This window comes from uncultured Streptococcus sp. (assembly GCF_963456385.1).
In the GTDB taxonomy this organism is placed as follows: Bacteria; Bacillota; Bacilli; order Lactobacillales; family Streptococcaceae; genus Streptococcus.
Window position 1 is genome coordinate 56,022 of record NZ_CAUOLF010000002.1, and the last position, 18,486, is coordinate 74,507.

The following is an 18,486-nucleotide window of genomic DNA, read 5'->3' on the forward strand; positions in this document are numbered from 1 at the left end:
AATGGAAGGAAAATGGAAGATTCTTCTGGTTCTGCTTGGCTTGCTTGTCTGCTTTGGACTGGTCTATGTGATTGCGGGGAATGGTAAGCAATCATCTCCTGAACAGATCAAGAAAGCCTCTATGAGCAAGACAGAAGCTGTATCTCAACAAAAGCAAGAAGATGTCAAGGAAGAAGACAAGCGGGAGATTTATCTGGCTGGCGGCTGTTTCTGGGGAGTAGAAGAGTACTTTTCTCGTGTGCCAGGTGTAATCGATGCAGTGTCGGGATACGCAAATGGTAAGGGTGACACGACCAAGTATGAATTGGTCTCTCAAACTGGTCATGCTGAGACTGTTCACATCACTTACAATGCCAAGAAAATTTCGCTAAAAGAAATTCTGCTTCACTATTTCCGCATTATTGATCCAACTTCTAAAAACAAGCAGGGAAATGATCAGGGTACCCAGTACCGGACAGGTGTTTATTATAAGGATGAAGCTGATCTAGATACCATTAACCAGGTCTTTGATGAGATTGCTAAGAAATATGATAAGCCTTTAGCTGTCGAAAAAGAAGCTCTGAAAAACTTTATCAAAGCAGAAGATTATCACCAGGATTACCTAAAAAAGAATCCTAATGGATATTGCCATATCGATGTCAATCAAGCTGCTTATCCTGTTATCGAAGCTAGTCGCTATCCAAAGCCTAGCGATGAAGAGATTAAGGCTAAGCTCTCGCCAGAAGAATACGCAGTCACACAAAAGAATGACACAGAGCGGGCCTTTTCTAACCGCTATTGGGATAAGTTTGATGCTGGTATCTATGTGGATGTGGTGACAGGCGAGCCTCTTTTTTCATCAAAGGATAAGTTTGACTCAGGCTGCGGTTGGCCCAGTTTCACACGCCCTATCAGTCCAGATGTTGCGACTTACAAAGAAGACAAGAGTTTCAATATGACACGGACAGAAGTTCGCAGTCGGGTTGGAAATTCACATCTGGGCCATGTTTTCACAGATGGTCCTAAGGACAAGGGTGGCTTGCGCTATTGCATCAATAGTCTGTCAATTAAGTTCATTCCAAAAGCTGAGATGGAGGAGAAGGGCTACGGTTATCTTTTGGATTATGTTTAAGAGCATTTTGATTGAAAATTTGCTATAATAAATCCAGTATAAATAAGGAGTTGAATCTTGTGTATTCAATTATGATTGTAGAGGATGAGTATCTGGTAAGACAGGGAATTGCGTCCTTGGTAGACTATGAACAGTTTGGTATGCAAGTTATTGCCCAGGCTGAAAATGGAAGAGAAGCTTGGCAGAAATTTCAGGAAAATCCTGCTGACATCCTGCTAACCGATATCAATATGCCACAGATGAACGGCCTCGAACTGGCCAAGCTAGTCAGAGATCAGGTTCCTACTTGCCATATCGTTTTTCTGACGGGCTATGATGATTTTGACTATGCTCGGACGGCTATTAAGCTAGGTGCAGATGACTATCTGCTAAAGCCTTTTTCCAAGGATGATGTTGAGGAAATGTTGGCCAAGGTGCAGACCAAGCTTGATAAAGAACGTAAAAAAGCCCAGATTCAAAACTTGGTCGATCAGGGGCAGCACTCTGAGTTGGAAGAGGCTATTCACGCGCGTCTAGCTGATTCAGAGTTAAGTCTGAAAAGTTTAGCTTTCCAATTGGGTTTTAGTCCGTCCTATCTTAGCGTTCTTATCAAAAAAGAACTAGGCTTGCCCTTTCAAGATTATCTGATTCAAGAGCGGATGAAAAAAGCAAAACTCTTACTCCTGACTACAGATTTGAAGATTTATGAAATAGCAGAGCAAGTAGGTTTTGAAGATATGAACTATTTTTCTCAGCGTTTCAAGCAGGTGGTCGGGCTGACACCTCGACAGTTTAAAAAAGGAGAGGGGAAATGAAACGATATCCGCTTCTTATCCAGTTGATTGTCTATATTTTTCTGCTGGTTCTTTTACTCTTGGGGTTTGTTGGAAGTCTCTACTATCAGACTAGCTCGGGGACTATTAGGCAGCTGACAGAGCGGACGACGCGTAATAGTATGGAGCAAAGCGGGCAGTTCATAGCTTCCTATTTGCAGAAATTAAAACAAACTACCTCCACACTGAGCAAGGAAGAAACGATTCGTAAATTTGCTCAGAATCAAGAAAGTAGCGAAACGTCAGTTCAGGCTTTGATGAAAACCATTATTGAGACAGATCCGGATTTGGTGTCGGCAGTATTGGTTACCAAGGACGGGCGCGTGGTCTCGACAGATTCTCAAATCAGCATGCAGACATCCTCTGATATGATGAATGAAAATTGGTATCAGGAAGCTGTCCATACCAAAGCCATGCCTGTCTTGACTCCTGCTCGCAAGGAGTCTCTATCATCAGAGAAGGAGAAGTGGGTTGTTTCCGTCACTCAGGAAGTAGTGGATGAAGCGGGGCAGAATCTCGGTGTTTTGCGTCTGGATATCGGCTACAATAGTCTCAAAGCCTATTTGGATCGGCTTCAGCTAGGAAAGAAGGGCTTTAGCTTTATTGTCAATAGCCAGCATGAATTTGTCTATCATCCAAAGAAAAGTGTTTATTCCTCCAGTCAGGAAATGAAAGCTATGCAGCCCTATATCTCGGTCAAGGACGGTTACGCAGACCAGAAACAAGCTTTTGTCTATCAAATTGATATCGCAGACAGCGACTGGACTTTAATTGGCGTTGCCTCATTAGAGCAATTACAGATGCTTCAGTCACAAATGCTTTATTCTTTTGTGGGAATGGGCGTTTTAGCACTCCTGCTGTGCTTGACTGGTATTTGGTTTGTCCTGCGTTTGTGGATTAAGCCTCTGCAGAATCTACAAGCTGTTATTCTGAAGATTGGGGCAGGCGACTCAAATCTGCGTGCAGAAGAAAAAGGTTCTCCAGAGTTGGTTGACTTGGCTCAGCAGTTCAATAAAATGCTGGACCAAATTGAACAACTAATGGAAGCTGTCAAGGCTGAAGAACAAAATGTCCGCCGCTATGAGCTCCGAGCTCTCTCAGCTCAAATCAATCCCCATTTCCTTTATAATACCTTGGATACGATTGTCTGGATGGCTGAGTTTAATGACAGCAAGCGTGTTGTTGAGGTAACGAAATCACTCGCTCAATATTTCCGCTTGGCGCTCAATCAAGGACATGAACAGATTGCTCTCAAAGATGAGATTGACCACGTTCGTCAGTATCTCTTTATCCAGAAGCAGCGCTATGGTGACAAGCTCCAATATGAGATTGAAGAGGATGAATCTCTAGCTGATTATAAATTGCCCAAGCTGGTACTCCAGCCCTTGGTTGAAAATGCCATCTACCATGGTATCAAGGAAATTGACCGACAAGGCATGATTCGGGTGACGTCAGCAGCAGAAGAGGGGCAGCTGATACTGTCTATCTATGATAACGGCCGTGGTTTTGAACTCCGCGACTCTACGGACATGACTCTCCTTCGCTTAGGTGGTGTCGGTCTGAAAAATGTTGATCAACGCTTAAGATTGCAGTTCGGAGACGACTACCATATGGAAATCCAGTCCGAACCAGATAAATTCACTCGGATTAGTCTTTATTTACCGCTAGTTACAGATGATTAGGTCTATTAAGTTTTAAAATATTCAAGCCGGTAGAATTTTCTCCGGCTTTTTCTGTTTGAAAAAAATGCACTAGATTTGCTGTTCATCAAGCGAATTTTTCTCTTTTCCGAGCCACATTATATTTACCAGAAAATTACCGTAGCGGATTTGTGAAAAATCTATAAGATTCATTTATAATGATAAGTGAATGAATATCCTAGGTAAGGAGTTAGAGGAGAGTAAATGGAGTCACCTTTATTTTTTGTTTCAGTTTTTTTAGCGGGTATTTTGTCCTTCTTTTCCCCTTGTATTTTTCCTTTATTGCCGGTTTATATTGGCATTTTATTGGATGACAAGGAGGTCAAGACCCTGAAAGTATTCGGCCGAGAGCTTGCTTGGCAGGGAATGGTTAGAACGCTCTTTTTCATTGCTGGTATCTCAACAGTCTTCTTTTTGCTAGGTTTTGGGGCTGGATTTTTAGGAACTATTATTTACAGTCTGACCTTTCGTTATGTGATGGGCGGTCTCATTATTCTGCTAGGTCTGCACCAGATGGAGCTTATTAATATTCGCCAGTTACAGATTCAAAAGAGCTTGACTTTCAAAAAGAACGGTCAGAAACATCATTTTTGGTCTGCTTTCTTACTAGGGATTACCTTTAGCTTTGGTTGGACTCCTTGCATTGGACCAATCCTCAGCTCAGTTTTAGCCTTAGCAGCTTCAGGTGGGAATGGTGCATTTCAGGGAGCAATTTTGACCTTGATTTACACCTTAGGAATGGCCCTACCTTTCCTAATCTTAGCTTTGGCGTCTAGCTTTGTTATGCAGTATTTTAATAAAATCAAGCCTTATATGGGCCTGATGAAGAAAATCGGCGGAGCCCTGATTATTCTGATGGGAATTCTACTGATGCTAGGACAACTCAACGCCCTGTCTGGACTTTTTGGATAAAAGGAGAAAGAAATATGAAAAAAATCGTTTCATTATTAGCAACTGTTTCAGCAGTAGCTTTTTTGGCAGCCTGCTCGGAACAGGAAGAGAAGCCTATGACTATGCCCACAGCCAGCAGCTCGTCTAGTGAGACCACTCAGACAAGTACAGTCACCCAAGCAGCTGTCGGTCAAGAGGCACCCGACTTTACTCTGCAATCTATGGATGGAAAAACAGTCAAGCTTTCTGACTATAAAGGCAAGAAGGTTTATCTAAAATTCTGGGCTTCTTGGTGTGGACCTTGTAAGAAGAGTATGCCAGAATTGGTCGAGTTAGCTGGTAAAACGGACCGTGATTTCGAAATCTTGACAGTTGTAGCACCAGGTCTCCAAGGAGAGAAATCTGCCGAGGAATTCCCAAAATGGTTTCAAGAACAAGGTTATAAAGATGTACCAGTTCTATTTGATACTTCAGGAGAAATTTTCCAAGCCTATCAAATTCGTAGCATCCCAACTGAAATCCTCATTGACAGTCAAGGGAAAATCGGAAAAATCCAGTTTGGTGCTATCAGTAATGCTGATGCAGAAGCAGCTTTCAAGGAAATGAAATAAAGCTAAAAAAGAATGGACTTATGATCCATTCTTTTTTAGTTTGTAAAGTAATTAAGCGCTAGCACCTGATGTCGCATCGGCTCCTCCGTCTCCATGACCTCCATCGCCTCCAGCATCAGAAGCACCAGAAGTAGCGTCTGCGTCTCCATGACCTCCGGCAGGAGCAAATGGTCCGCTGCCTCCAACCAAACGTTGACCAGTTTCTTTTAAGTACCAGTCGAGCCATGGTTGGAAATTAAAGACGATTTCATTGATACCTGCGTATGATCCGTCAGGATAGTACATAGCTTGGTAGTTGTGGGTATTGATAACGCCTGCTGGTGAACCTGGGACGATTGTACGTACATATTCTTGGTTTCCGTTGCGAAGTGTTCCAATAACCCACTCTACATTCTTCATCCGAGCTGGTGGAAGAGAACCATGAACAGTTGACATGCGGCTACCTGATTGAGGTGGCACACGTTTGGCAAACATGGTGTCTGGATCTTGGTGAGCGTTGTTGTAGTAGAGGAATTGATTGTTATCGTCAGCGTATGTCAATTCAAATGGCATAGCTTTTAAGAACATATCAATTTGATTAACGGTCAAGATACCATGGTCGAGTTTGACATAAGTATCACCAGAAACAGCACCAGTGATTTCAGCGACTTTTTCTACCCATTCTGGATCATCTGGATCAACTTCTGTAATTGTCGTAGCGATTGGTTTTCCGCAGTCTAAGTCTTCAGGTTCGATTGGTTTTGGTTTTTTCAATTTTGAAACCACCTCTACATATTTGATAAAGTTATCTAAGCATGTTTCAAGGAAATTCACAGTTCCTTCGTTGGTGATATTGCCATCATTGTCAAAAGCTTCCTTGGCTTTGCCCAGCAGGAACTCATTTCCTGGAAGGGTATAAGCATTGACTCCAGGAGCATCTAGGATTTTACGCAGGTGAACTTGAGCACGAGAAGTTCCTTGGTCATAGTAAGAAGCACCGACAATCATGACAGGCTTGTTTTCGAAAGGATGAACCTCGAAAGAGAGCCATTCCAAGACACTCTTCAAAGGAGCACTGATAGTATGATTGTGCTCAGGGGTTGCGATAATAACACCGTCTGCACGTGTGATTTTGTTATACAAATAACGCAACTGGAAGCTTTCATCCCATTTTTCATCCTGGTTAAACATTGGGACTTCATCGATTTCTAAGACTTCCAATTCAAATTTAATTTTGAACTGACGGCGGATGAATTCCAATAATTTTCGGTTATACGATTGTTCGTAGTTTGATCCTACAATTCCAACAAATTTCATTCTTTCGGTCTCCTATCTTACAATTTTTCCCAGTTAAATTCTTCAGCATCTTTGCGAAGCAATTCTTGAGCGTTGCGCAATTTTTCAGTGATTTTGACAAAGATACGGAAGTCATCGAAGATGGCATCCAATTTTTTGACAACATCAAGATCTACCAAGTCTCCGCTTTGGTCAAAGGCTTGAAGAGAATGTGAAAGCAAGAACTCATCTGGAAGAACAGTTGCCTTGATTTCTGGAGCGTTCAAAATTTGACGGAGCTGCAATTGGGCACGAGAGGAGCCAAGTGTACCATAAGAAGCACCAGTGATCATGACTGGCTTGTTCAGCAGTGGATAGATACCATAAGAAAGCCAAGCCAGAGCATTCATGAGCACAGCTGGAATAGAGTGGTCGTACTCAGGTGTACCGATAAGTACGCCATCCGCTGCATCGATTTTTTCTGCGATTTCTGATACCAATTCAGGCACATTTCTGTCTGCAGGTTTATTAAACATTGGGATATCTTTAATCTCTACCAGCTCGATTTCAGCCTTGTCAGCAAAGTGCTTAGACATATATTGAAGAAGTTGCCGGTTTGTAGAACGTTTAGAATTTGTTCCAACAATTGCAATAAGTTTTAACATAAAATTTCCTTTCTGAAATGAAGATACAAATCCCTCGTAGGTGCATTTATTTTTCTTAAGGCAAGTAAAAACCTGAAGAAAAAGAGGGCGTTTTAAATGGGCATTGTTTATAAAAGCTAGAGCGATAGAGTTACCGCTTAGTGCTGTAGCGAATTCATCACTTTTGAGAATTAAGAAGCAGGAATTATCTGTTCTAAAAGACCTGAGCTACAGAAGAGCTGACTGTCTTGGGTGATTATCAAGGCTTCAATCCCTGCTTGCTGTTCAATCTGGGACAGAATTGATGTCGGACTTTCACCAAATAGGCGAGTTGTCCAGATTTCGCCATCTACGGACTTGTCTGAAACAATGGTCAGACTAGCTAATTGATTTTCGATAGGATAACCTGTTTTGCGATCCAGAATGTGATGGTAGTTCTGTCCTTCCACCCTAAGAGTTCGCTCGTAGATTCCTGATGTGACCACTGACTGATTGGTGACAGCTAGTATAGCCGAGTGATTGCCGCGAGGCTGCTTGGGATTTTGGATGCCAATTCGCCAGGCGCGCTGGCTGACTGCATTTTTCCCAATCGTCAGAACATTGCCACCGAGATTGATAAGAGCAGAAGTTACTCCCTGACTCAGAAAATAGTCCTTAATCCTATCAGCGATATAGCCTTTAGCCAAGGCGCCTAGATCCAGCTTCATGCCTTTCTTTGTCAAAAAGACACTACGGTTTTCTGGATTCAGCTCAAGCAAGTTTGGGTCGGTTAAGCTCAGAGCTTGCTGAATCTCCTCTGTACTTGGGAGGCGGGCGTCTGAAAATCCTATCCGCCAGGTCTGGACTAGAGGGCCGATCGTGATATTTAAGTGGCTGCCTTCTGCTAGGCTGTGATATTTTCCCAGCTCAAGCAGCTCAAAAAGCTCTGGATGAACTGAGACACTTTTAATTCCTGCCAGATGGTTGATAGTCATAAGTTCAGAGTCTTCATCATTGGCACTAAAGCGATTTTTATAGACATGAAGCAGTTGGACCGCCTCATCTAAGAGTATTTCCGCTCGCTCATGATAGAGAGAGAGACAAATTGTACTCCCCATCAAATGAAGCGAGCGAGAAGCAAAGTCCACATTATCACAACCTTTCTAAAATTAACCTCTCTGACCTTATTATATCAAAAAGATACCGGTTTCACAATCTTAAAAATGTTATATTTTCAGAAAATTAACTTTCGCACAAAGCTGTATTTTCGAAGCGATTAGATAGTGGTAGTACAGCTTTTTAGGCAGTATAAGAATTTTTGAAAATCTCGAGCAAATTTCTTGTAAACGCTCACAGGAGATGATATACTTGTCTAGTAAATTATAAATTAAGGTAGGACTATTCTTATGAGTAAAATCGTTGTAGTTGGTGCAAACCACGCAGGTACAGCGTGTATTAATACAATGTTGGATAATTATGGTGCAGAAAATGAAGTAGTTATTTTTGACCAAAACTCAAACATTTCATTCTTGGCATGCGGAATGGCCCTTTGGATTGGACAGCAAATCAGCAAGCCAGATGGACTTTTTTATGCAGATAAAGAAACTTTTGAAGCAAAAGGCGCAAAAGTTTATATGAATTCACCAGTTGAGTCAATTGATTATGATGCGAAAAAAGTTACAGCTATTGTAGACGGTAAAGAGCATGTAGAGTCATATGATAAATTGATTTTGGCAACAGGTTCTCAGCCAATTCTGCCTCCGATTAAAGGTGCTGAGCTGGATCCTAACAGCCGCGAATTTAAGTCAACTTTAGAAAATCTGCAGTTCGTAAAATTGTATCAAAATGCTGCAGATGTTATCGAAAAATTGCAAGACAAGAGCAAACATATCGAACGTGTGGCAGTAGTAGGTGCTGGTTATATTGGGGTTGAGTTGGCAGAAGCCTTCAAACGTCTTGGTAAAGAAGTGATTCTGATTGATGTTGTGGATACTTGCTTGGCAGGTTACTATGACCACGACTTGTCTGATATGATGCGTAAAAACCTTGAAGACAATGGTGTTCAATTAGCCTTCGGTCAAACTGTTCAGGCTATTGAGGGTGAAAGCAAAGTAGAACGCATTGTAACAGATAAGGCTAGCTATGATGTAGATATGGTTGTCTTGGCAGTTGGCTTCCGTCCAAACACTGGTCTTGGTGCTGGCAAGCTGGAAACATTCCGCAATGGTGCTTTCTTGGTAGACAAGAAGCAAGAAACTAGCATCAAAGATGTTTATGCAATCGGTGACTGTGCGACTGTCTATGATAACTCTATCAACGATACAAACTACATTGCCTTGGCTTCTAACGCCCTGCGCTCTGGTATCGTAGCAGCTCATAATGCTTGCGGTCATGAATTGGAGTCTAACGGTGTTCAAGGTTCTAACGGTATCGAAATCTTTGGTCTGAAGATGGTTTCAACTGGTCTGACAGAAGAAAAAGCTAAACGCTTTGGTTACAGCCCAGCTGTTGTTGAGTTTAAAGATACTCAAAAACCAACCTTCCTTGAAAAGGTTGAGCATCATGATGTTACAATTAAGATTGTCTATGACAAGGACACGCGTGTAGTTCTTGGAGCTCAGATGGTTTCTAGAGAAGATATGTCTATGGGTATTCACATGTTCTCATTGGCCATTCAGGAAAAGGTTACAATTGATAAATTGGCCTTGTTGGATCTCTTCTTCCTGCCACACTTCAACAAACCATACAACTACATTACTCAAGCAGCTTTGCGCGCTAAATAAGAAAATAATTAAGTCTGGGGCGATTCCCGGACTTTTTTGTGTAGAGTCTTTAAAAAGAAAACTGAAATAAGAAATTTATATTTCATCTGTTTATCAGGCTTGCTTTGTGCTAGAATATTGGTAAAGTAACAATTTAGAGGAGATTGGGAATGACAAAAGAGTCTAGCTCACGTGAGGACGACATCAAGAGAGAATTTAATTTCGCAACTCATTCGATTATTTCCCAGGTTTTGCGAGGTGTTTTAGTTGGGATTTTTGCTGGACTGATAGTTGGGATTTTTCGCTTTCTGATTGAAAAAATCTTTCATCTAGTGCAGGATGTCTACCATTGGAGTCAGCAGTCTATGCTTTGGTTACTGGCCTTGGTATTGTTTTATTGTTTCATCGTCTTGCTCAACGCTCGCTGGGTAAAGTCGGAGAAAAATATCAAGGGGTCAGGGATTCCGCAGGTCGAAGCAGAGCTGAAGGGCCTGATGTCGCTTTCTTGGTGGAGTGTTCTCTGGAAGAAGTTTGTATTGGGGATTTTAGCTATTGCCAGCGGTCTGATGTTGGGTCGAGAAGGGCCAAGTATTCAGCTAGGCGCTATGAGCGGCAAAGGCGTCTCTAAATTTCTGAATTTGAGTGCCGCTGAGGAGAGAGCGCTCATTGCTAGCGGTGCAGCAGCAGGCTTAGCAGCAGCTTTTAATGCACCAATCGCAGGTTTGCTATTCGTAGTAGAAGAAGTTTACCGTCATTTTTCACGCTTTTTTTGGGTTTCTACGCTGGCGGCCAGTCTAGTTGCGAACTTTGTCTCACTCTCCATGTTTGGACTGACGCCAGTGCTGGACATGCCGGATAATATCCCGGTCATGAAGCTGGAGCAGTACTGGATCTACCTAGTCATGGGCTTGCTGCTGGGCTTGTCAGGCTATATTTATGAAAAAGTCATTTTGAATATTCAGCAGGTTTACCAGTTTTTGGGTCGCTTGTTTAGAATTTCAGAAGCCTATTATCCCATTCTGGCCTTTGCCTTGATTCTTCCGATTGGTTATTTCCTCCCTCACTTGCTGGGCGGGGGCAATCAGTTGATTTTATCTTTGACCGCTAGTCATTACACAGTGGGAACCTTGCTCTTATTTTTTGTTCTGCGTTTTGTCTGGAGCATGCTGAGTTACGGAAGCGGGCTGCCAGGTGGTATTTTTCTGCCCATCCTGGCTCTGGGTTCACTTCTGGGCGGAGCAATGGGGGCAGTCTGTCTGCAGTTAGGTTTGATTTCTCAGGAGCAATTTCCGATTTTCATTATTCTGGGCATGAGTGGCTACTTTGGAGCTATTTCCAAGGCTCCACTGACAGCTATGATTCTGGTCACAGAGATGGTCGGCGACATCCGTAATCTCATGCCGTTGGGACTGGTCACTCTGACTGCTTACATTATCATGGATCTGCTAAAAGGAGCGCCAGTCTATGAAGCCATGCTGGAAAAAATGTTGCCAGATAGTATCGAGGACCAAGGAGATACTACTTTAATTGAAATCCCTGTTTCTGAAAAGATTGCTGGTCGGCAGGTGCATGAGCTAAACTTGCCTGATGGGGTCTTGATTACCATGAATGTCCACAAGGGAAAGACTCAAACGGTCAATGGTAGCACGCGCCTCTATCTAGGAGATACGATTTACTTGGTGCTGAAAAAGACGGAAATCGGAAAAATCAAAGAAGAATTGCTTTAGCGGTCTTAATATATAGTTTTTGATTAAATTGTCAGACAATTTCTTGAAATATGAGAAAAAAACTGGTATAATTTACAGGAAATAATCTCTATCTAGGAGAGAAAACAAAGGAGTCACCATGAAAAAACTTGGCATCGTCCTATTTTCAACGGCAATTTTACTGACTGGCTGTGCAGCCAACAATTCTACAAACAAGACTGGCTCAAGCAGTCAAGCATCTAGCAGTCAAACGGCTGTCAATCAGAAAGAATTGGACAAGGCGACAGCAGATTACAAAACGTTTGTCCAAGGACAAATCGATCAACTCTTGACAGATACGGAGAAGTTTCGTGACACCCTTAAAGAAGGCAAGCTTGATGAGGCTAAAAAGCAATATCCGCTTATCCGTATGGCCTACGAGCGCTCGGAGCCGATTGCTGAGAGCTTTGGTGAATCAGATGTTAAAATTGACTTCCGCCTGGTCGACTATGTAGACGAAAACAAGACCGAAGAAGGCTGGTCTGGTTTCCACCGCATCGAAAAAATCATGTGGGAGCAAAACACAACCAAGGGCACCGAAAGCTATGCTGATCAGCTAGTCAACGATATCAAGGAACTAAAAGCAAAAATCGCAACGGTTGAAGTGACGCCAGATATGATGCTGACAGGTGCTGTTGACTTGCTCAATGAAGTGGCGACCAGTAAGATTACAGGTGAGGAAGAAGTATTCTCTCATACAGATCTCTATGATTTCCGTGCGAATATTGAAGGAGCAGAAAAGATTTTTGAGCTCTTTAAGCCATTGATTAAGGATAAGGACGAGAAACTCGTCAAGACCTTGGAACTTGAGTTTAAAAACGTCAACGGTCTCTTAGACAAGCACATGACTGACTCGGAAAACTACAAACTCTATACAGAATTGACAAAAGAAGATACCAAGGAGCTGGCAGAAGCAGTTACCAAATTGGGTGAGCCTCTTTCACAAATGGGAGTCATTCTAGACAGGAAGTAATCATATGACAAACGACGAAAAATGGTTTAATAAAAAGATGGATCGTCGTGAATTTCTTAAAAAAGCAGGGATTGGAGGCGCTGGTCTTGCACTGGGTGTCTCTGGTGCATCTGCTTTTTTCGCTAATCAGGCGAAGGAAGAGAAGAAATTCGCTGACGGTGAGGAAGAAATCAGCTTCTATGGGGAGCATCAGGCGGGTATCACAACTCCGATGCAGAAGAATATCTACTTTGTTGTGTTGGATTTGCATACGACAGATAAGGAGACCATTATCCAGCTCTTCAAGGACTGGACGGCCTATAGCGAGAAGCTGGTAGATGGAGAATTGGTTAAAAAAGATAATTCAAATGCCCTTTTGCCGCCAACAGACACTGGAGAAACTGTCGGTCTCAACCCTTACCGACTGACCTTGACCTTTGGTGTCTCAGCCTCTTTTCTGAAAAAAATGGGCTTATCAGACAAACGACCTAAGGCTTTTCGGGATTTACCTCCTTTTCCAAAGGAGCAGCTCAAAGAAAAATATACGGGTGGCGATATTGTCATCCAGGCCTGCTCAGATGACGAACAGGTAGCATTTCATGCGGTCCGCAATCTGATCCGCAAGGGCAGAAATGCCATCACCATGAAGTGGAGTCAGTCAGGCTTTGCTGCTATCGGAGACCGGATGTCAACGCCTCGTAATCTCTTTGGATTTAAGGATGGCACGGCCAATGTGACCAAGGAAAAAGATTTTGACAAGGTCATTTGGTGCGACAGCAAGGACTGGATGCAGGGAGGCTCTTACATGGCTGTCCGCCGGATCCAGATGTTCCTTGAGACCTGGGACCGGACCAATCTCCAGGAGCAGGAAAATACTTTTGGCCGCTATAAGGAAAGCGGAGCGCCTTTTGGCAAGAAAGACGAGTTTGACGAAGTTGACTTGGACTTGCTGCCAGAGGATTCACATGTCCGTCTGGCCAAGGAGGTTGATAAGCCTATATATCGCCGGTCTTACTCGTACTCGGATGGGATTGATGAAACTACTGGTCAGTTCGACACAGGCTTGCTCTTCCTATCCTTCCAAAAGGATCCAGACAGCTTTGTCAAGGTTCAGACCAATCTAGGCGCTCAAGATAAGATGAATGAGTACATCACACATGTCGGCAGTGGCTTGTTTGCTTGCTTTGGTGGAGTGAAAAAAGGAGAGTACCTTGGTCAAAAATTATTTGAATAAAAGCCTATTTTTCTTAGGACTCTTGCTGGTCTTTTTGGCTAAGCCAGTTTTAGCGGATGAGAGCTACAGCAGTTTATTTGTCAAAATCACTGATGCCAGCACTGCGGTCAAGCAGAAGGAGCAGGAAAAAGCCAAGCAGCTAGTCGGAGAAATCAAGACTGAGTTTGATAGAGTGGCTAATCACGACTCAGCAGCGGGACAAGAGGTAAGCAAGGCACTAGACTTATCGGGTCAGGTGACTGAGGAGAAGCTGACAAAGATTTCTTCAGCCCTCTTGAAATTTGAGAAAGAGCAGAATCCAGTCGACTTAGAGGCCGAGAAAAAGAAGCTTCTCAGTAAGCTAGAGCCAAAATTTGAAAATCTACAAAAGGCTATTAGTGCTAAGGATTTAGAAGCGACAAGAGAAGCATACAAAAAAATGAATAGCACCTGGACTACCAATGAAAGCGTGGTGCGAGACAACAGCACAGCCCATTACGGCAAGGTAGAAACAGCTATTTCATTCCTGCGCAGTGCCATTGAGACGGAGCCTACTGACTTTGACATGATTCAGACTTCTTTTGATGATTTGAAAACCGCCATTGATAATTTTGTCAAAGGAGAGAAAGTCCAAGAAACTGCTGGCAATCTGACGCTGAAAGATGGAATTAAGCTCCTAGAGGAAGCCTTGAGTCTCTTTCGAAGCGGAGATCATAAAAAGGCTGCTGCCAAGATGAAAGAGTTCATCACCATTTGGCCAACGATAGAAGGAGATGTCAGTGTCAATAATCCTTCGCTTTATACCAAGGTTGAGAGTCAGACACCTGTTATTATGGTCAAGGGGAGCGAAGAGAAGTATCAAAAGCAGCTAGAATCCTTGATTAGTGAGTTGTCACAGATTGACACAACAGCTTCCTATCATTTCTTTGATGCTATGCTGATTTTGCTGCGTGAGGGTGTAGAAGCGCTCTTAATTGTCATGGCTTTGATAACGACTCTGAAAGCCTCCAAGATGAAAAAAGGGCTCAAATGGGTTTATGCCGGCGCAGCGAGCGGGGTTCTAGCCAGTGCTGTGATTGCGGCTTTGTTGCAGTTTCTTTTCCCAGCAGTTGCTTCTGGATCCAATCGTGAGATTATCGAGGGTGCAGTGGGTATTTTCGCTGTCGCCATGATGATATTGGTTGGTATCTGGCTGCACAGCAAGGCATCTATTGAGAAATGGAATGACTTCATGGAAAGCCAAATGAAGGCTGTAACAGCCACAGGCAGTTTTCTTTCCATGTTTGCTCTTAGCTTTCTGGCAGTTTTCCGTGAAGGGGCTGAAACCATCCTTTTTTATGCGGGAATTCTGCCGCGCATCACTATGACTGATTTCCTTTTGGGAATCGGCTTGGCTGTTCTGGTCTTGGTCTTGCTGGCCTTTATCATGAGCAAGGCGTCTGGTCTTCTCAAGCCACACAGCATTTTCTTCTGGCTGACTTGGCTCATCTATGCTCTGGCCTTTAAAATGCTGGGCGTCAGCATCCATGCTCTTCAGCTAACCAATATTCTATCGACTCACTTAATCAATGGCTTTGTGACTGTAGACTGGATGGGGATTTATCCAAGCCTAGAAGTGGTAGTTAGTCAGGCGCTCTTTATCCTGCTGGTGGTCTATGTTAGCTGGAAAAATCAGAAAAGTGAGCAGCGGCATGGATAAAAAAGAGCAGACTATTATTGAGCATTTGACAGAGTTTAGACGGCGTTTTCTAGCGGTATTGGCTTGCTTCTTCGTGGTATTTCTGGTTAGCTTGCTTTTTTCGGCCGATATTTACCGATGGCTGACCAGTAATTTTGAACAGAAGCTTCTAGTGCTGGGGCCGGATGATATCCTTTGGATTTATATCAGTCTGGCTAGTCTGGTCGCTTTTTCTCTGACCTTGCCTTTTTTGGTTTATCAGGTCTGGGAGTTTGTCCGACCAGCTTTGCGAGCCAATGAAGCACGAGCTGTTTTCGCCTATATCCCGGCTACCTTTATCTGTTTTGTTCTGGGGCTGGCTTTCGGCTTTTACTTTGTGACTCCAGCTATTTTGCAGGTCTTGCTGTCGCTGGGTGAGGGCCTCTTTGAGACACGACTGACAGCACAGAATTATCTTAGTTTCGTCTTTCATACCACTATTCCGATTGCATGCCTTTTTGAGCTGCCGGTTCTTGTGTCCTTTCTGACTTCTATTGGTTTGCTCAATCCGAAATTTTTGGTAAAATATAGACGATACGCTTACTTCATTTTGCTGGTTTTAGCTGTTGTCCTGACACCGGCTGACTTTATCAGCGATCTGTCTATGACAGTGCCTTTGATTTTGCTCTATGAAGTCAGCATCTTGCTCAGTCGCATCATTTATCAAAGAAAATCAACGAGGAGAAATTAATGGGACTTTTAAAAGACATCGGAGTACCTGGGGTAATCATTATTGTTCTGGGAGCCCTGCTCATTTTCGGACCAAAACGCCTGCCCGAACTGGGGCAGTCTATCGGTAAAATGTTTTCGGAATTCAAAAAAGCAGTCAATCATGCTGGAGAAGAAGACAAGACCGAGAATAAAAATGAAAAAGAGTAAAGGAAAAGCACGGATAGCCGTGTTTTTCTGCTAGAGTCAGGATGGTTTGTGAAAAGGAGGGTAAATGAAAAAATTAGAAGAACGGATTCTCAGGGATGGACAAGTCTTAGGTGAAAATATCCTGAAAGTTGACTCTTTTCTGACTCATCAGGTTGATTTTTCATTGATGAAAGAGATTGGCCAGGTCTTTGCGGAGGCAGTAAAGGATGCAGGAATTACCAAGGTAGTAACTATTGAAGCTTCTGGTATTGCTCCGGCTGTCTACGTAGCAGAGGCTCTGGAACTACCGATGATTTTCGCTAAGAAGGCCAAAAACATCACGATGACAGAAGGGATTTTGACGGCTGAAGTTTATTCTTTTACCAAGCAAGTGACTTCGACCGTTTCGATTGCTGGGAAATTTCTCAACTCTGACGATAAGGTGCTGATTATTGACGATTTTTTGGCTAATGGTCAGGCAGCCAAGGGCTTAATTACCATTATTGAGCAAGCAGGAGCACAGGTTGAAGCGGTTGGCATTGTCATTGAAAAATCGTTTCAGGATGGCCGTCAACTTTTGGAAACAGCTGGTTATCGTGTCCTTTCTTTGGCGCGAATAGCAGGGTTTGAGAAGGGGCAAGCTGTATTTGCTGAAGCAGATATGTGATTTCCTTTTCCTTTTGACTATCTGTCTGGCTTATAGTATAGTAAAGATAGTTGATATTCCAAAAATCTAAGCTCATTGATTTTACTTGGGTAGAAAAAGTTCTTGAGGGATTTCTATGCACCAAACTCATAATTTACAGCAGCGGATGCGGCTCTTTATTTCTATTTTTTTGCCAATTTTGATCTACCAACTAGCCAATTTTTCAGCTTCATTTGTTGATACGACTATGACTGGTCAGTATGACACCCTGCATCTGGCTGGTGTTTCTATGGCAACTAGTCTTTGGATTCCATTTTTCGACCTGTTGATAGGGATTGTGTCTGCCTTGGTACCCATAATCGGGCACCATTTAGGGCAGGGGAAAAAAGAAAAGATTGCTTCTGATTTTTATCAGTTTATTTATCTTTCTTTGGGGCTATCGCTAATTTTATTTGTCTTGGTATTTGTAGGTGCTCCTCTAGTTTTGGCCCACCTTGGCTTAGAGCCTTTGGTAGAAGAAGTGGCAAAGAACTATCTTTGGTATCTAGCGCTCGGCATTATCCCTCTTTTGCTCTTTAGCACCATTCGTTCTCTGTTTGATGCTCTGGGGTTGACCAAGCTTTCCATGTATCTCATGCTCTTACTTTTACCTTTGAATGGCACTTTTAATTATGCCCTAATCTACGGAGCATTTGGTTTTCCAGAAATGGGCGGAGCTGGAGCCGGACTTGGGACTTCTTTGGCTTATTGGGTTTTGCTTCTCATATCCTTGTTAGTAGCAGTCAAGCATCCAAAAGTCCGAGTCTATGAACTATGGAAGATTCGACTGCTAGATAAAAAGGGCTTAATTGAAGGCATTCGACTTGGACTGCCTATCGGCGGAACCTTTTTTGCTGAAGTCGTGATTTTCTCTGTTGTTGGCCTGGTCATGGCTAAGTTTTCGTCATTAATCATTGCCAGTCATCAGGCGGCCATGAATTTTTCAAACTTAATGTATGCCTTTCCAATGAGTATTTCAACCTCTATGTCCATCATCGTTTCTTATGAAATTGGAGCCAATCGTCCTGACGATGTTAAGAAATTCTGTAAACTTGGGCGGCTGACGGCCTTGGGAATTGCTGGATTTACTTTCCTCTTTCTCTATATCTTACGCGACCGTGTGGCTGCTCTCTATGGGTCGGATACCGAGTTTATCCGTATGACATCTGTTTTTCTGACCTACAGCCTCTTTTTCCAATTAGCAGATACTTTTGCGGCTCCTTTGCAGGGTATTCTTCGGGGCTACAAGGATACTCAGGTGCCATTTTACTTAGGTTTGATTGCTTATTGGGGAGTTTCGCTGCCTCTGGGGCTCTTCTTAGATCACTATACTAGTTTAGGCCCTTATGGATACTGGATTGGTCTCATTGCCAGCTTGGTGACGAGTGGCATTCTCTTTCAGTGGCGGCTTAATCGTTTGGCTAAAAATATTACAAATTAAAGAGTGTTGGTTTGTCCCTTTAGGATAAGTCAGTGCTCTTTTTTTCACAATCTTTTGTTAAAATTATATTAAAACATGAAAAACGCTTACATTTTTTCTAGTATATTGATT

17 protein-coding genes are annotated in these 18,486 nt (G+C 42.9%); 14 read left to right on the forward strand and 3 right to left on the reverse strand.

Annotation, left to right across the window (positions count from 1 at the left end):
* The first annotated feature begins 1 nt into the window (after position 1).
* The 5 genes from msrB (at position 2) to sdbB (ending at position 5,125) form a co-directional block, all read left to right on the forward strand.
* Positions 2 to 1,111 (forward strand): peptide-methionine (R)-S-oxide reductase MsrB, encoded by a 1,110-nt coding sequence (msrB, locus tag RP262_RS01145; RefSeq protein WP_311154023.1) that lies wholly within the window; start codon positions 2 to 4, stop codon positions 1,109 to 1,111.
* Between the two features lie 59 nt (positions 1,112 to 1,170).
* Positions 1,171 to 1,905: a response regulator gene (locus RP262_RS01150; protein ID WP_311154024.1), complete on the forward strand. Its 735-nt coding sequence runs from the start codon at positions 1,171 to 1,173 to the stop codon at positions 1,903 to 1,905.
* Complete coding sequence (locus tag RP262_RS01155) at positions 1,902 to 3,605, forward strand: sensor histidine kinase (protein WP_311154025.1); 1,704 nt, start codon at positions 1,902 to 1,904, stop codon at positions 3,603 to 3,605. Before RP262_RS01150 ends, RP262_RS01155 begins: the two co-directional genes overlap by 4 nt.
* 222 nt (positions 3,606 to 3,827) lie before the next feature.
* Positions 3,828 to 4,535 carry a thiol-disulfide oxidoreductase-associated membrane protein CcdA2 gene (gene ccdA2, locus RP262_RS01160; protein ID WP_101771330.1) on the forward strand — a complete coding sequence of 236 codons (708 nt, stop codon included), beginning with the start codon at positions 3,828 to 3,830 and terminating at the stop codon, positions 4,533 to 4,535.
* 14 nt (positions 4,536 to 4,549) lie between these two features.
* Positions 4,550 to 5,125, forward strand: a complete 576-nt coding sequence (gene sdbB / locus RP262_RS01165; RefSeq protein WP_311154026.1) for a thiol-disulfide oxidoreductase-associated lipoprotein SdbB — start codon at positions 4,550 to 4,552, stop codon at positions 5,123 to 5,125.
* 51 nt (positions 5,126 to 5,176) lie between these two features.
* Here sdbB and RP262_RS01170 read toward each other — a convergent pair whose 3' ends face one another.
* The 3 genes from RP262_RS01170 to RP262_RS01180 form a co-directional block, all read right to left on the reverse strand.
* Entirely contained in the window at positions 5,177 to 6,421 is a 1,245-nt protein-coding gene (locus RP262_RS01170; RefSeq protein ID WP_011836934.1) for an NAD(P)H-dependent oxidoreductase, read from the reverse strand.
* A 17-nt stretch (positions 6,422 to 6,438) separates the two neighbouring features.
* The gene (locus RP262_RS01175) at positions 6,439 to 7,044 is read right to left on the reverse strand and encodes an NADPH-dependent FMN reductase (RefSeq protein ID WP_002900396.1); all 606 of its coding nucleotides are present in this window, start codon (positions 7,042 to 7,044) and stop codon (positions 6,439 to 6,441) included.
* Between the two features lie 170 nt (positions 7,045 to 7,214).
* Positions 7,215 to 8,150 (reverse strand): FAD:protein FMN transferase, encoded by a 936-nt coding sequence (locus tag RP262_RS01180; RefSeq protein ID WP_311154027.1) that lies wholly within the window; start codon positions 8,148 to 8,150, stop codon positions 7,215 to 7,217.
* Positions 8,151 to 8,408: 258 nt separating this feature from the next.
* Between RP262_RS01180 and nox the strand changes: the two genes are divergently transcribed.
* The 9 genes from nox to RP262_RS01225 all read left to right on the forward strand — a co-directional run bounded on the left by nox (position 8,409) and on the right by RP262_RS01225 (position 18,375).
* Entirely contained in the window at positions 8,409 to 9,785 is a 1,377-nt protein-coding gene (gene nox / locus RP262_RS01185) for a H2O-forming NADH oxidase (RefSeq protein WP_311154028.1), read from the forward strand.
* Positions 9,786 to 9,934: 149 nt separating this feature from the next.
* On the forward strand, positions 9,935 to 11,491 hold the full coding sequence (locus RP262_RS01190; RefSeq protein WP_311154029.1) for a chloride channel protein: 1,557 nt from the start codon (positions 9,935 to 9,937) through the stop codon (positions 11,489 to 11,491).
* 118 nt (positions 11,492 to 11,609) lie between these two features.
* Entirely contained in the window at positions 11,610 to 12,482 is an 873-nt protein-coding gene (gene efeO, locus RP262_RS01195) for an iron uptake system protein EfeO (protein WP_311154030.1), read from the forward strand.
* A gap of 4 nt (positions 12,483 to 12,486) precedes the next feature.
* Entirely contained in the window at positions 12,487 to 13,695 is a 1,209-nt protein-coding gene (gene efeB, locus RP262_RS01200; protein WP_311154031.1) for an iron uptake transporter deferrochelatase/peroxidase subunit, read from the forward strand.
* Positions 13,673 to 15,373, forward strand: a complete 1,701-nt coding sequence (locus RP262_RS01205) for an FTR1 family protein (protein WP_311154032.1) — start codon at positions 13,673 to 13,675, stop codon at positions 15,371 to 15,373. The genes efeB and RP262_RS01205 overlap by 23 nt, the downstream gene beginning before the upstream one ends.
* A complete protein-coding gene (gene tatC, locus RP262_RS01210; RefSeq protein WP_161543651.1) occupies positions 15,366 to 16,082 on the forward strand; it encodes a twin-arginine translocase subunit TatC in 717 nt (238 codons plus the stop codon). The genes RP262_RS01205 and tatC overlap by 8 nt, the downstream gene beginning before the upstream one ends.
* Positions 16,082 to 16,270: a twin-arginine translocase TatA/TatE family subunit gene (locus RP262_RS01215; RefSeq protein ID WP_002897604.1), complete on the forward strand. Its 189-nt coding sequence runs from the start codon at positions 16,082 to 16,084 to the stop codon at positions 16,268 to 16,270. Before tatC ends, RP262_RS01215 begins: the two co-directional genes overlap by 1 nt.
* 64 nt (positions 16,271 to 16,334) lie before the next feature.
* Positions 16,335 to 16,916 carry a xanthine phosphoribosyltransferase gene (locus tag RP262_RS01220; RefSeq protein WP_311154033.1) on the forward strand — a complete coding sequence of 194 codons (582 nt, stop codon included), beginning with the start codon at positions 16,335 to 16,337 and terminating at the stop codon, positions 16,914 to 16,916.
* Between the two features lie 115 nt (positions 16,917 to 17,031).
* Entirely contained in the window at positions 17,032 to 18,375 is a 1,344-nt protein-coding gene (locus RP262_RS01225) for an MATE family efflux transporter (protein ID WP_311154034.1), read from the forward strand.
* The last annotated feature ends 111 nt before the right edge of the window (positions 18,376 to 18,486 follow it).

Coding starts and splice junctions, on each gene's coding strand:
- msrB (WP_311154023.1), top strand. CDS start 2: ATGGAAGGAAAATGGAAGATTCTTCTGGTTCTGCTTGGCTTGCTTGTC.
- RP262_RS01155 (WP_311154025.1), top strand. CDS start 1,902: ATGAAACGATATCCGCTTCTTATCCAGTTGATTGTCTATATTTTTCTG.
- ccdA2 (WP_101771330.1), top strand. CDS start 3,828: ATGGAGTCACCTTTATTTTTTGTTTCAGTTTTTTTAGCGGGTATTTTG.
- sdbB (WP_311154026.1), top strand. CDS start 4,550: ATGAAAAAAATCGTTTCATTATTAGCAACTGTTTCAGCAGTAGCTTTT.
- RP262_RS01170 (WP_011836934.1), bottom strand. CDS start 6,421: ATGAAATTTGTTGGAATTGTAGGATCAAACTACGAACAATCGTATAAC.
- RP262_RS01175 (WP_002900396.1), bottom strand. CDS start 7,044: ATGTTAAAACTTATTGCAATTGTTGGAACAAATTCTAAACGTTCTACA.
- nox (WP_311154028.1), top strand. CDS start 8,409: ATGAGTAAAATCGTTGTAGTTGGTGCAAACCACGCAGGTACAGCGTGT.
- RP262_RS01190 (WP_311154029.1), top strand. CDS start 9,935: ATGACAAAAGAGTCTAGCTCACGTGAGGACGACATCAAGAGAGAATTT.
- efeO (WP_311154030.1), top strand. CDS start 11,610: ATGAAAAAACTTGGCATCGTCCTATTTTCAACGGCAATTTTACTGACT.
- efeB (WP_311154031.1), top strand. CDS start 12,487: ATGACAAACGACGAAAAATGGTTTAATAAAAAGATGGATCGTCGTGAA.
- tatC (WP_161543651.1), top strand. CDS start 15,366: ATGGATAAAAAAGAGCAGACTATTATTGAGCATTTGACAGAGTTTAGA.
- RP262_RS01215 (WP_002897604.1), top strand. CDS start 16,082: ATGGGACTTTTAAAAGACATCGGAGTACCTGGGGTAATCATTATTGTT.
- RP262_RS01220 (WP_311154033.1), top strand. CDS start 16,335: ATGAAAAAATTAGAAGAACGGATTCTCAGGGATGGACAAGTCTTAGGT.
- RP262_RS01225 (WP_311154034.1), top strand. CDS start 17,032: ATGCACCAAACTCATAATTTACAGCAGCGGATGCGGCTCTTTATTTCT.